We start from the raw sequence: 14,133 nt of genomic DNA, 5'->3' as shown, positions 1-14,133 counted from the left end.
TCATATTTTGGGCAATAATTTTAAAAATCCTCTTGCTTTAAATAAGCCAAGGCATATTGGGCATACAATTCTGCGCCAACGATTAATGTGTCTTCATCAATATTGAAACGTGCATGGTGATGAGCGAAATCCGAGCCTTTCGACTCATTGCGTGTACCAACCGTCGCAAAAGCTCCCGGAACATAATTGGTGTACTCTCCGAAATCCTCGCCACCCATAGTCGGAGGTAAATGACCTACCGATTGTTCGCCAAAGGCGGCTCGAGCAATGGATTGAACTAATTGCGCGCTGCGGCGCTCATTGATCACAGGATCTAAGACCCGCTGATAGTCAAATTTAACTGTTCCACCGTAGATAGCGGCCGTTCTTTCGGCATAGCGCTTCATTTCGCTTTCAACGATATTACGTGTGGCTGGGTCAAAGGTTCGAACGGTTCCTTCAATTTTAGCATTCTCAGCAATGATATTAAAACGGTCACCGGCATCGACCTTACCAACTGTCAAAACGGCTGCCTCAAGTGGGTCAGTCGCTCTGGAAATAATGGTTTGAATGTGCGCAATATATTGTGAGACCATCACGACCGCATCATTGGTTAGATGGGGTTGGGCAGCGTGGCCGCCGGAACCTTGAAAATGAATCTGAAAGCGATCAGTCGCCGCAAAACAAGCTCCAGGAATACAGTTGACTAGACCTGCCTCATCAACTGTCCAAATATGAATTCCGAAAGCATTATCGACTCCTTCGAGGACCCCTTGCTTGATCATCTCTTTCGCTCCTTGACCAATCTCTTCGGCCGGCTGAAAAATAAAACGGACCTTTCCTTTAATTTGTTCGCGGTTAGCCAATAAGGCTTTGAGAGCCATCATGAGCATTGAAACATGACCGTCATGTCCACAAGCGTGCATCTTGCCTGCGTTTTGCGATGCGTAGTTTAAATGATGATTGAGTTCTTGGATTGGCAAGGCATCCATATCTGCTCGCAGTAAAACAGTTTTACCAGGGTGGTCACCGCGAATTTCCGTCATCACGCCTGTAGGTTCCATTAAGCGGTAGTCTAGGCCTAAGTCATCTAATGTTTTTGCAATGAATTTAGTCGTTTCGAACTCCTCAAAAGCGAGTTCGGGATGTTGATGGAGGTGTTGGCGCATAGCAATCATCTCTGCTTGATGGGCTTCGATATAATCTTTAATCATCTGATTCATAGTTGCATAGTATCCTTTCGTGATTAAATTGGCTTAAAACTCGTCTTGGTCTAAATAACTCAAGGCATACTGTGCGTATAATTCAGCACCATACTTCAAGGCATCTTCATCGACATTAAAACGCGCATGATGATGCGGATAGTCTGTTGCCTTGACTGTGTTACGGCAACCCAGAGTAGCGAGAGCACCGGGGATTTGAGTCAGGTAGTAACCGAAATCTTCTGCGCCCATTGTTGGGACATCGTGGTAGACATGGTGATTGCCAAAAGCCTTTTCGGTCACGCTCTGAACAAGTTTGGCACTCAACTCATGATTAACGACAGCTTCCGTCATATGACGATAGTCAAAGTCGACCGTTCCGTGATACATGGCAGCAATTTGTTCCGCATAATGCTTCATTTGAGTTTCCACCAGATCGCGAGTTTCCTGACTGAAAGTCCGGACAGTTCCTTCTAAGTGGGCATTCTCCGCAATAATGTTAAATTGATCGCCTGACTCGAAACGGCCAACGGTCAGCACGGCCGCTTCCATTGGATCAACGGCTCGGGACACGATGCTTTGAATATTATTAATATACTCGGCCGCCATCACCACCGCATCATGCGTCATGTGAGGTTGGGCCGCATGGCCGCCTTGGCCTTGAAAATGGATTTTGAAATGATCGGCGCCTGCAAAAGCGGGACCTGGGTCACAGGCGATTAAACCCGTCTCATTAACTGACCAAATATGAATGCCAAATGCATTATCCACGCCGTCTAGCACCCCTTGTTCAATCATTTTCTTAGCACCCGCCGCAATTTCTTCGGCCGGCTGAAAGATAAAACGCACAGTACCTTTGATTTGCTCCTGGACAGTTAATAAAGCTTTTAAGGCTATCAACAACATGGCGATATGGGCATCGTGTCCACAAGCATGCATTTTACCTGGGTGATTTGATCGATAAGCCAGCTGATCGTTTAACTCATCAATCGACAAAGCGTCCATATCTGCCCGTAATAAGACCGTTTTTCCAGACTGGGGACCTTTAATCTCGGCGATTAAACCGGTTGGCTCCATTAAACGGTAGGGGACGCCTAATTGTTCCAAGAGCCGCACAATGTATTGAGTCGTTTCAAATTCCTCAAAGGACAATTCTGGTGTTTGATGTAACTGACGGCGCATGTTGATTATTTCTGATTCGTGAGTTAGGATAAAATCTTTTATTTTTGGATTCATAAAATTCTCCTTAAATAATTTTAGATGATAGTCAAAGCTAAGAATACTATAAATGATACGCTTCGGCAAAGAAACTAATTAAAACTTGTGGTGATATAGGCCATTATTTGGACTTGTATTAAAGAACGCAAATCAATCGTAAAGATCAAATTTTCACTGCCAGAGTATGACCCAGCAGCTTCTCTCTATTATTTATCGGAATCAGGTAAACTCTGTGCAGATTATGGCTACTTGATCCACGTATTCTGAGGACTGTTTCACATCGTGGCTCGCTTAGCCACGCATCAAAAAACATATTTATTTGAATTTAGCGACCAGTAATTTACTCGAACAAGAACCTACAGACTGCTTGAAAATACAAAAGTGTCCTTCACTTCGTTTCACGACGATTTGATAAAAATGCACAGACTTTACATCGTGTTTGCTCGCCAGCACACCTTTTGATCTTTCTATACGTGAAAAGCGTGAGCTTAACTGAGACTACAAGAATCGAAACAGAAGGTATCTTCTCGAAGACAGTAATACGACTCAAGCGACGCAATTTCCGGTTTTTAAATTGGGGTGACACCGGATGGCCCTCGTTTCCGGTGTGGCTCTTTTTTCGCCACCTGAATGGCTGAGTATAATTCACAAGGTCATCTAGTATGAAATAAAAAGCCCCCATCAATTACAACCTATCATGAGGCGGCAGTAAATGGGGGCGCATTATGGACAGAAGGGTCTCTTACTTAAATAGTGGTAACTTTTCTAAAAATTTGATGTCGGTCCGTTCGCTAGCTGGACCTTCGGCAAGCAGGGCAATTTGGTCGATAACCACAGCGCCTGCATCTTCGGCCAAATTCTTCAGGGCAGCTAAAGAATCGCCAGTGCTAATCACATCATCGATTAAGACAACGCGTTTGCCTTTGAGTTCTAGAACATCGCGGCCATCTAAAACGAGCGTTTGAACCGCCTGGGTCGTTATGCTATAAACTTCTGTCGTCAGTGGTTGTTCCATGTAAGCTTTGACTGTTTTACGAGCCACATAAAATTTCGGGTGGTTAAACTCCTGAGCAATACATTGAACAAGTGGAATGCCCTTGGCCTCGGCTGTGAGAAAAAAATCAAAAGGAAGGGTTATTTTTTCAGCTAAGGCTTGTGCGCCCAGCCGTGCGAGCTCGGTATCGCCCAGAAGGACGAAAGAGGCTATCGATAGATTATCGGATAAACGAACAATGGGTAATTGGCGAGTTAAGCCAACAATCGATAAGTTATAAGTTTTCATTTTATAAAGTCACTCCTAATAGTGGTAGTAAGAACTTGACAATCATGCCGGCAATCATCCCGAAGAATGGATCGAAGAAGTAACTCACAATCATGGTGATGCCCGTTGTCATAGGGTCAATGGCTGAACCGGCTGAGAAATTTGAGGGTGTCGTGACCACTGCGCCTAGTACAAATAAGAAGCCAGCAATCGATTCCATCGGCACAAACTTTCCGAGTTTAGGCAGAATACCAAAGAATAAAATCAATGCCATGATTGTCATCATTAAAACGCCAGATAGCACAGGATTGGGGGCACTTCCGGTTGCAGAAATAATCGATTCAAGTGGGGCGCCTCCAAAGAGACTGGTGACAAAGTCTGCAACGGAACTGACCACGGTTAGCGTATCAACATTGACTGGATTAGTTTCTGCTCCGGTCATACTGCCCGTAATCATCCCAAAGGAAATATTAGAACCGATGTTCAAACACGCTAGTGCTAAGGCGCCTCGGGCAATCTTCAAATTTAAAGCTTGTGGTTTTATGAAGGATAACTTTTTCTGCGTCACATCTTCAGGTAAGTGAAAGAACTGTTTCTTATAGACGGCAGAATAGAGGGTGGCGAGCACGACTGAAGAAACAATCGTATAGACTAAGTCATGTGTGAAAATGTAGACTACCAAGGCAGTTACAAAGGAAATAATACCAACGCAAGGATTACTCTTTGCCATATCGATCGCAGCTTTAACAAGGATTAGACCTACACCAGCCATCATACCCGCGGTAATTTCTACACCGATAAAGTCGACTAATTGTTCCATCAAGCCAAATAAGCCAATGACTGTCATAATAATTGCAGCATAAAAAAATTAAGGAGACCCTTTCACGCTTGTTATCACCCATAGTTCCGGCAACGGTTATAGTTTCGACTTGAAATGAGACCGGTGCAACCGATCCCGTTAGAACATTCGCAATCGCAGCAAAAGCAAAGCCGAGCCCTGTCGGAAAGGCCGCAAAACCGAACGATAACGCTAGAATCCCTTGAGGGATGCCATTAATAACAACTCCAATTGCTGCCAATAAATCTTGAATAAAATCCACTAATCAAACACTCCATCCTGTCTGTTTTTCTACTCATACTATAAATTAAATAAGGAACAGATTTAAAATATTTGTTAATATTGGATAAAATTTTACTGTTAACGTTCGCCTTTTGGCCTAGTTGGGGATTGAAACACACACAATAGTCCACAAGTCCGTTCATTTAATTTCCGCTATTCGATTAACAGTCGACTATAAAACGACGAATCACTCACTCTCGCCAAAGAATTCTATCCACATCGAAATACTTAAAATTTAGTTTGGATTTTAAGTATTTAGTTAAGGGATTCACTTGTAGGTTTAATAGCCAAACAGTATAATAAAATAATATTAGGTTAATTTAAATATTTTGTAATGGAAATGAGGAAATTATGAAGCAACACAAAGTTATGATTGAGATTTCGGTAGGCCTATTAGTGTTGTTGCTGGCTTTGGGCTATGTACTTCGCTCGCTTTTCTTTAGTGGCAGCGCACAGGGAAATCAGATGCAAGTCGCTCAAACCGGACCTGAAATGGTGAATTCGACAGAAATATTGGACGGGAAGCCATTATTAGCTGGCCAAACAGCAGATTCGATGGTTTATTCAACCTTTAGACTGTATCAACAAGATCCGGTATCGGTCAGTGGAATCGCACATCTGCAAACAGATCAACCGTATTTCTATAATGCTGAGATGGGAAATATTACCAGCGTCCAAGTTAGAGACGGGCAACATGTGAAGAAAAACGATCTCCTATTTGCATATGAAGTTGACAGTCAACAGACGCAATATGACCTTGAGGATACACTTAAAGACCAAACTCGATTATATAATCAGCGGGAAAACTTACTTCTAGAACTCACTCAGCTGTCAGGTGCTGATTATAATTATCAAGGCGACAAGATTTCTAGCCATTGGGATTATTCTGGCAAACAAGCGTATTATATCGAGGAAGAAATTGGTGACTCAGCTAGTACTGAAAGTCCCTCGCAAGTCGAGGAAGAGATAGCCTCTGGTGTAGACGCACTCAAGGAACAAATCCGCCTGCTGAATCAACAGATAGAGGATATCGAAATCAAATTGATCCGCCTCAAGGAACAACAATATGGCCGAATCCTCGCCAAGTCTGAGGGCATGGTCATCTTAAATGAAGCAGGCAAGGACAACTCACAAGTCCCCTTTGTGCGCATCATTAGTGATCAGGTATCGGTCGTCGGCTCGGTGACTGAATATGAGTATTATACACTAGCAGAAGGGCGACCAGTCAATCTTTACGTGAATGCAGAGGACCGCGAGGTCGCAGGTGAAATCACCGCTTTCGATCAAATTCCCGCCGCTAGTACAGCTAGTGATTCGGGGCAGGCGGTCAATCAGATGATCGGTTCAAGCTCAAGCAGTAGCCAATTTAATTTTACAATTCAACCAGAAACATTTATTCAACCAGGCTTCTCTGTGAAAATAGGGATTCAATTACCAGGCGTTGTGATCCCGACCGAAGCGATTACCGAAGAGGCCGGCCAAAGTTTTGTCTTTGTTTATCAAGATGGCAGGGTTGAAAAACGGGCAGTCACGATTGAACAACAAGGGACTAACCGGGTGGTTCTCCGTGAGTTAACAAGTGGAGAGGCACTAGTCCTGCATCCTTACGACTTACAAGATGGTCAAAGCATTATGACAGATATTGATCTGATGGGATTGAACACTGAGTTCGACGGCTTACCAGAAAATTTGGAAGATAGTTGGTGAGTGTAATGAATCAGCAGGAAGCAGAAAAACTCTTAGCATCTAATAGCCCCTTGATTCAAATTAAACAACTTAACAAATATTATCAAATGGGCGACCAGTTATTACATGTACTCAAAAATGTGGAATTAACAATCTACAAGAATGATTTTGTCTCAATCATGGGACCTTCTGGATCGGGTAAATCTACCCTGATTAATGTCTTAGGTTTCTTGGACAATGACTTTGAAGGAGACTATCTGTTTGAAGGCAAGGCACTCGAACATAGAACGGACCAACAGATTTCAGCCCTTAGAAACAAACGCGTCGGCTTTGTGTTTCAAGACTTTAATTTAATCGCAAATATGACGGTTGAAGAAAATGTCCGTTTGCCTCTTTTATATAATGGCTTGTCCGCTAGACAGACAAAGGACCGGGTGAAAGACGCCTTAGATAAAGTTGGTTTAGCAGATAAATTAAAACAAAAACCGTCCGAACTATCCGGCGGACAGAAACAGCGCGTGGCGATTGCTAGAGCCTTAATTAATCAACCACAGTTTATTATTGCTGACGAACCGACAGGAGCCCTAGATACTAAAACATCTGCTGCCATCATGGCTATCTTAACTAACTTACACAAAGAACAAGGGGTGACAATTATTATGGTCACCCATGATCCAAGAAGCCGTCAATTTGCCTCACGTCATATTACAATTGTCGACGGAGTAGTTCAAGCAGCTTCACAAGATTACGATCAAAACCAGTTAGGCTACCTACCAGGGGACCGACTGACTACGATTGATCTAACAGGCAAAGAAAGCAGGGTGAATGATGCGCTTAAGTGAAATACTCAAGTCATCCTTGGCGACTTTGCGGATGAATGGGCGACGGACGTTTCTGACGATGATTGGGATTGTCATCGGTATAGCGGCAGTAATCACGATTATGAGTTTAGGCAATGGCTTCCAAAAACAAACTCTGGATGAATTAGCTCAAGATGAGCTAGGAAGATCAAGTCAGGCTTTTTATTATAACCCAACCAATATGGACATTGACTTTAGTAGTTTTCAGCCTTTCAAAAATAGCGACTTAGCAGCGATCGACCTGATTCCAGGTGTCGATGAAGTACGAACGGCCGAAGATATTCCCCAGCAAGCGACCTACATGTCGGCAACTTTTCGAAACATTACCAACTCCTATGATGTGGCGCTGGTCGAAGAAAGTAATTATACATTGCTTGTCGGACGTAATCTAACGATCGCCGATTCTCAATACCGTCAGAAATATGCGATCATCGATAGTTTTGCGGCAAGTGAACTATTTGGCGATCCTGAAAAAGCCTTACACAAATCACTTGATCTCGATGGCAGCGACTATACTGTTGTTGGTGTCTATGATAGTCAAGCTGCTTTTACTAATGAAGATGATGGGATGGGCTTTGGTGACATGGGCGGCATGTACACCGTGATGAGCCAGGTAGAAATACCTTATGAGACCTTTCAGTACTATAATCCCCAAAACTTTTATAATTGGGAAATTACTGTCTTCTTTGAAGCAGGCGTTAATATGAAAACCATTAGTCAACAGATTTCAGATTACTTAACACAGAATGGGTCTGCCGCTGAAGATGGCAGCTACACTTATTATGATAGTTCAGAAATGATGGAACAAATTGGCAATACACTCAGTATGATTACACTGTTTATTTCAGCAGTTGCGAGTATCTCGTTATTTATTGCAGGTGTCGGCGTAATGAACATGATGTATATTTCTGTATCCGAACGCACCAAAGAAATCGGGATTCGTCGTTCATTAGGTGCTACGCGCAAGAGTATCCAATGGCAATTTCTTTTAGAAGGTATTGCGATTACCACCCTAGGTGGCTTAGTCGGCTATTTTGCTGGGATAGGCTTAGCTTTTTCAGTCAGTAGATTTTTACCATTCTCAGCGATTGTCGATGTTCAAACAGCCATGGTTAGTGTCGGAGTGTCCATTTTAATTGGTTTAGTCTTCAGTGTGTTTCCTGCCAGGGCAGCATCACGTAAAAATGTGGTTGAAATATTACGTTAGTTTCAGATTCTTAAGAGAAATTCACTTGAAAAAGATACAAGAGAGTACAAGTTTTATGATAAACACTGTCTAATTCTGAATCACTAAATGAATAAAAACTAATTTTACGAAGGGATTCTAATCTAAAATTAATATTACGGTTGACTTTGAGTTATTTCGGTGATAAGATGCTGATAACTTAATAAGGAATTCGATGAGTAAGAGAGTAAATCATCATGAGGCCACAGCGAAGTAGGGACGGTGGAAGCCTACTGCCGATTGATGTTTGAAGCGCACTTACGAGAAAACCAGTGAATTGAGATTGGATATAGCTGGCTTCGCTGAAACTGTTCAGCGTTAACAATTAAAGTGAATCTAGGAAACTAGATTAATTAGAGTGGTACCGCGGATAAGTCCGTCTCAAATGTTCAATGAGCATTTGAGACGGGCTTTTTCGCTTTCCAGGTTTTTATCGCCTTTCATGCGGTTAAGTCGTCAAAGGAATTTAATTTTACAGACAATCTAGGATAAAGCTAGTAAGTTATGGAGGATCGACAGCGAGGTGGAGACGATGAGAGTCTACTGATCGAAGTAACTGAATCGCACTTTGGAGATTTCTCGCATAAAAGCGAGACGTAGAATCAACGTTATGATTTTAAAGTGAATCAGTAAGTAAGATGACTGATTAATTAGAGTGGTACCGCGGGTTAGCCTCGTCTCTATGTTTGTGAAACCCAAGCATTGAGATGGGGTATTTGAGTTAAATGAAAGTAGGGAGTTATTATGAAAAATGACAATGAAAAAGCAGAAATATTAATCGAAAGTTTGGAGTACATTAAGAATTTTCACAATAAAGTCGTTGTAATCAAATATGGTGGCCACGCGATGATATCACCTGAGATTCGTGAGCAAGTGATTAGTGATATTGTCTGGTTAAAGTATGTCGGAATGAAGCCGGTGATCGTGCACGGTGGCGGGCCTGAAATCAATCAACTCCTGAAAGTTAAGGGAATTGAAACACGCTTCATCGATGGGTTGCGTGTTACAACGCCTGAAATCATGCAGAATATTGAAATGGTTTTGACGGGCAGTGTGTCTCCCTCTTTAACGACACTTTTCAATGCGAACGGTATTCCTACGGTCAGCGTCAGCGGCAAAGATAATAAAATACTTGAAGCGGAATTAAAATCAGATGAACTGGGGTTAGTCGGTGAAATAACGAAGGTTAATACGAGCTATCTAAATCATGTCATCGAAGGCGGCTTTCTACCTGTAATTTCACCAATTGCCTATGGGCCAGACGGACTCAGTTTAAATATAAACTCCGATGAAGCCGCGAGTCAGATTGCTAAAGCGCTTGAGGCTGAAAAACTAATTCTATTAACTGATGTGGCGGGAGTCTACCGTGACTTTAACGATCCGTCGACCTTGATTAGTCGATTAGATATTCAAGGTATGCGCTCGGCCATCGAAGAGGGGATTATTAGCGGCGGTATGATTCCAAAATTAGAGTGTTGCTTAGTAGCCCTCGAAGGCGGCGTCCAACGTTGTCACATTATTAATGGCACAATTAAGCATTCGCTTATACTTGAGTTATTCACTAAGCAAGGCATTGGGACAATGATTACGCATTGATTCATTCTATTTAGGCAAAGAAAAGGAGAACTGATGATGATTAAAGTGAGTATTATAGGAGCTACTGGTTACACGGGGAGTGAACTGATTCGCTTGTTGATTCTTAGAGATGATATTGAATTCAATTATTTAACTTCGACCCGATTAGCTGGGCAGTCAGTGGCAACGTATTACCCTCATTTAAGTGGATTGATTGATCTAACGTTTAGCGACTATCAATCAGAAAGTGTCTTAGGTGAAAGTGACGTCGTCTTTGTCTGTTTACCTCATGGACATGCGATGAATCTGGTTAAAGAAGCGCAAAATTATCCGGTCAAATTGATTGATTTGAGCCCGGATTTTAGAATCAAAGATAGAGCGGTTTATGAAGAGTACTACCAAGTTAAACAGACGGCGCCAGAGTTTCTAGAGACTGCGGTCTATGGTTTGCCTGAAATCAATCGCGAACGGATAAAAGATGCCCGACTCATTGCGAATCCAGGTTGTTTTGTCACAAGTGCCTTGTTAGGCTTGCTACCGATTATCAACTCGACGCTCATTGATACTCAGTCGATCATCATTGATGCCAAATCAGGAGCAAGCGGTGCAGGGAAAAGTGCGAATACTGCCACTTTATTAGCTGAATTGCAAGGTAATTTTAAAGCGTATAATGTGCTGAAACATCGTCACATTCCAGAAATTGAACAAGAACTCCAAGCTCAAACGAAACAGCCGGTTCAAATTCAATTTACCCCTCACTTATTGCCGATTGAACGCGGCATTTTCACCACTATCTATGTCAATTTGACAGAAAAAGTTAACGAAGCGGCCCTTCACCAAATGTTCCAAGAAAAGTATAGCGAGGAAGCTTTTATTCAAGTCTTACCAATCGGTCAATTACCTGAATTGAAATCGATCCGTGGGACCAACAATTGCCAGTTACAAATTCAGGTAGACGAACGGACGAATCGTTTGATCATTCTAGTCATTCTCGATAATTTGGTCAAAGGTGCCTCTGGCCAAGCCGTTCAGAATATGAACATAATGTTTGGTTTAACTGAAACAAAAGGTTTGAACTTAATGCCCCTAGTTCCTTAATGATAACCAAATATGAATGGAAAGCAGGAAATTAAATGAAAAAAATAGCGGGTGGCTTGTGTGCCATTAATTCAGTTTTCGCATCGGGCATTCATGCAGGCTTAAAGGCGAATAAAAAAGATCTTGGCTTGATTTACTTTCCCAAGGGTGCCACAGTGGCTGGAGTGTATACCAAAAATGCGATTCAATCCCATCATATTGTGTATGATCGCCACTTACTCGAACAACATTCGATTGTTAAAGCAATTCTGACTAATAGCGGAAACGCCAATACGTGTAATGGCGTTCGAGGCGACATGGCTGTTCAAAAAATGGCCCAAACCTTAGCAGATGACTTAAATATCAAGGTAACGGAAGTCTTAATCTGTTCAACAGGTGTAATTGGCGTCCCGCTGACATTGAACAATTTTGATGAGAAGGTTCAACAATTGACCAGTCAACTAACGGATCAAGACTCAATCACCGCCGTCGAGGCGATGATGACAACCGATACACATCCTAAGCAATTAGCATATGAATTTAAAATCGATCAACAGTCGATTAAAATCGCAGGCATTACTAAGGGGTCTGGCATGATTCACCCTAATTTAGGGACTATGTTATCCTATTTAGTGACCGATGTGGCGCTTGATCAAGCAGAACTAAACATAATGTTGTCAAAAGTAGTTGATAATAGCTTTAATCGCTTAACAGTCGATGGCGATACTAGTCCTAATGACACAGTATTCTTAGCTTCAACAGGTGAACTTAAAATTGAATGGAATGAAGAAAAACTGGCCACATTTTATCAAAGCTTGGAACAGTTGTGCCAAGACTTAGCGAAGATGATGGCTGCCGATGGCGAAGGCGCAACGAAATACGTTGAAGTACTCGTTAAAGGCGGACAGAATCAAACAGACGCAGTGAAAATTGCCAAAGAAGTCGCGACATCCAGCCTGGTAAAAACTGCTATTTTTGGTCAAGATGCTAACTGGGGCAGAATCATTTCTGCAATAGGTCAATGTCAACCAGATGAACTGGATCCGACTAAAATTGATATTGCGATTGCCTCTAAAAAGGGACAAGTTGCGCTTTGTTCTCAGGGGATCGGCTTAACTTTTGATGAAGAGTCAGCAGCTGAGATCATGTCAGAAAAAGAGCTGAGCATTCTGATTGATTTAGGTATTGGAAATTTTCAAGCGGAAGTTTGGACGTGTGATATGACAGTGGATTATATTAAAATCAATGCCGATTATCGCAGTTAAAACAAGATAGGAGGAAATTGTGATGGAGAACATTAGTAAAGAAGCAATCGTAAAACGTGGCGAAGCTGTCTTGATGAATACCTATAAACGTGATGAAAAATTGCTAGTCAGCGGCAAACAGGCTTGGGTAACAGCTGATGACGGCAAAGACTACTTAGATTTTGTTTCAGGCATTGCGACAAATGTTCTAGGACATGCAGATGAAGGACTCGTCGAGGCGATCACTCAACAAGCAAAGCAGCTCATTCACACATCAAATTTATACTGGACACTTCCTGGAATCGAGCTTGCTGAAGCACTCGTTGAAGTCTCAGGATTAGCAAAAGTCTTCTTCGCCAATTCCGGAACCGAAGCCAATGAGGGAGCAATTAAATTAGCCCGTAAATGGGGTTTGGAAGCCAAAGGCGAGTCTGCTGTTGAAATAATCACGATGCAGCAATCCTTCCATGGTCGAACGATTGCGTCCTTAACAGCTACTGGTCAAAAAGAAATGCATCATGGCTTTGGACCGGTAGTACCTGGGTTCAACTATGTGCCTTTTAATGACGCTCAAGCGTTGAAACATGCGCTTACCTCCAATACATGTGCCATCCTCTTAGAAGTGATTCAAGGAGAAGGTGGGATTAATCTGATGAGTGATGCGTTCATTGAAACGGTCAACCAAATTCAAAAGGAAGCCAACGTTTTGATTTTGATCGATGAAATACAAACAGGAATGGGGAGAACCGGTTCAATGTTTGCCTTTCAACAAACAAGTTTGCAACCAGATATAATCACATTAGCCAAGGGCTTGGGCGGAGGTGTCCCAATTGGCGCAGTACTCGCGACTGAAGCGACGGCTAGACATTTCGGACTAAGTGCCCACGGATCAACCTTTGGAGGCAATCCACTCGCAACAGCGGCTGGCCTGTACATTGTCAAGGCGATTAAAGAACGTGACTTGTTAGCCAATGTCCAACAACAAAGTCGCTATTTAGTTGAAAAACTGACTAGTTTACAGCAGAGTTTTCCTGTAATCAAAGAAATCAGAGGGAAAGGCTTATTAATCGGGATTGAATTAGATGTGCCAGTGACTGAGGTTATTCGCTTAGCTTACGAACAAGGCTTATTAGTGACAAGTTCTAAACATAATGTTCTCCGAATCCTGCCACCATTAACCGTGACCAAACGAGAAATGGACTATTTCTTAACCATTTTTAAATCTGTTTTGGAAAAGTTGTCTGAAAAGGCTAGGCAATTTTAGTGATATTGTGAAAGCAGGCCAATGACTCAGAGACTTAATATAGAGCCGCCGTCTCAATATTGTCGGATAAAAACTCTTGTCTGCAAGGGCCAGTAACGGATGATAGTATCGCAACTATTGAGATTCGCAAACTATCTAGCTAAAACACTCTATAATCCCTGCAAGCTAAAGTGATTAACACATAGTTTGCAGGGATTATTTTGATTGAAATTTGACAAGATGTTTTGCTTTATGGTCCAGATGTTTGATATTTAGACTAACTAAATGTTCGCGCTTACAAAGAAATAAAGGCGGTGTCCAAAATGTCAATAACAAAAAAAAATATGTTACCGGTAGATGGCTCTCAACAGTCAATTGGTTCATTTAAACGGGGAATTGGCTATGCTTCTGAGTTGAACAGTAGACTTATCTCGTACAGGTAT

General features: G+C 42.2%; 11 protein-coding genes and 2 other annotated features. Of the genes, 7 read left to right on the top strand and 4 right to left on the bottom strand.

All coding sequences use genetic code 11. The features are described 5' to 3' along the window. Positions 1-20: 20 nt before the first annotated feature. From ACTQ5J_RS02885 to ACTQ5J_RS02870, 4 genes are all read right to left on the bottom strand, one after another. Positions 21-1,202, bottom strand: a complete 1,182-nt coding sequence (locus tag ACTQ5J_RS02885) for a M20 metallopeptidase family protein (RefSeq protein WP_441750501.1) — start codon at positions 1,200-1,202, stop codon at positions 21-23. 33 nt (positions 1,203-1,235) lie between these two features. Then, entirely contained in the window at positions 1,236-2,417 is a 1,182-nt protein-coding gene (locus ACTQ5J_RS02880; RefSeq protein ID WP_441750500.1) for a M20 metallopeptidase family protein, read from the bottom strand. Between the two features lie 724 nt (positions 2,418-3,141). Next, positions 3,142-3,681, bottom strand: coding sequence for a phosphoribosyltransferase family protein (locus tag ACTQ5J_RS02875; protein ID WP_441750499.1), 540 nt, complete (start codon positions 3,679-3,681; stop codon positions 3,142-3,144). Between the two features lies 1 nt (position 3,682). Beyond that, entirely contained in the window at positions 3,683-4,507 is an 825-nt protein-coding gene (locus ACTQ5J_RS02870; RefSeq protein WP_441750498.1) for an NCS2 family permease, read from the bottom strand. A gap of 624 nt (positions 4,508-5,131) precedes the next feature. Between ACTQ5J_RS02870 and ACTQ5J_RS02865 the strand changes: the two genes are divergently transcribed. From ACTQ5J_RS02865 to ACTQ5J_RS02835, 7 genes are all read left to right on the top strand, one after another. Further along, positions 5,132-6,487 carry an efflux RND transporter periplasmic adaptor subunit gene (locus tag ACTQ5J_RS02865; RefSeq protein WP_441750497.1) on the top strand — a complete coding sequence of 452 codons (1,356 nt, stop codon included), beginning with the start codon at positions 5,132-5,134 and terminating at the stop codon, positions 6,485-6,487. Positions 6,488-6,492: 5 nt separating this feature from the next. Then, on the top strand, positions 6,493-7,308 hold the full coding sequence (locus ACTQ5J_RS02860) for an ABC transporter ATP-binding protein (RefSeq protein ID WP_441750496.1): 816 nt from the start codon (positions 6,493-6,495) through the stop codon (positions 7,306-7,308). After that, positions 7,295-8,533, top strand: a complete 1,239-nt coding sequence (locus ACTQ5J_RS02855) for an ABC transporter permease (protein WP_441750495.1) — start codon at positions 7,295-7,297, stop codon at positions 8,531-8,533. The genes ACTQ5J_RS02860 and ACTQ5J_RS02855 overlap by 14 nt, the downstream gene beginning before the upstream one ends. A 184-nt stretch (positions 8,534-8,717) precedes the next feature. Then, positions 8,718-8,938 (top strand) — a binding site (T-box leader). 89 nt (positions 8,939-9,027) lie between these two features. Beyond that, positions 9,028-9,236: a binding site (T-box leader), on the top strand. 59 nt (positions 9,237-9,295) lie between these two features. Next, positions 9,296-10,147, top strand: a complete 852-nt coding sequence (gene argB, locus ACTQ5J_RS02850) for an acetylglutamate kinase (RefSeq protein WP_441750494.1) — start codon at positions 9,296-9,298, stop codon at positions 10,145-10,147. A 36-nt stretch (positions 10,148-10,183) separates the two neighbouring features. Beyond that, positions 10,184-11,224: an N-acetyl-gamma-glutamyl-phosphate reductase gene (argC, locus tag ACTQ5J_RS02845; protein WP_441750493.1), complete on the top strand. Its 1,041-nt coding sequence runs from the start codon at positions 10,184-10,186 to the stop codon at positions 11,222-11,224. Positions 11,225-11,259: 35 nt separating this feature from the next. Continuing rightward, entirely contained in the window at positions 11,260-12,468 is a 1,209-nt protein-coding gene (gene argJ, locus ACTQ5J_RS02840) for a bifunctional glutamate N-acetyltransferase/amino-acid acetyltransferase ArgJ (RefSeq protein ID WP_441750492.1), read from the top strand. Between the two features lie 22 nt (positions 12,469-12,490). Continuing rightward, the gene (locus tag ACTQ5J_RS02835) at positions 12,491-13,711 is read left to right on the top strand and encodes an aspartate aminotransferase family protein (RefSeq protein WP_441750491.1); all 1,221 of its coding nucleotides are present in this window, start codon (positions 12,491-12,493) and stop codon (positions 13,709-13,711) included. Positions 13,712-14,133 lie beyond the last annotated feature (422 nt).

Origin of the sequence: Fundicoccus sp. Sow4_F4 (assembly GCF_052116145.1) — a bacterium.
Classification (GTDB): domain Bacteria; phylum Bacillota; class Bacilli; order Lactobacillales; family Aerococcaceae; genus Fundicoccus.
This window is presented reverse-complemented; position numbering and strand designations above follow the sequence as displayed.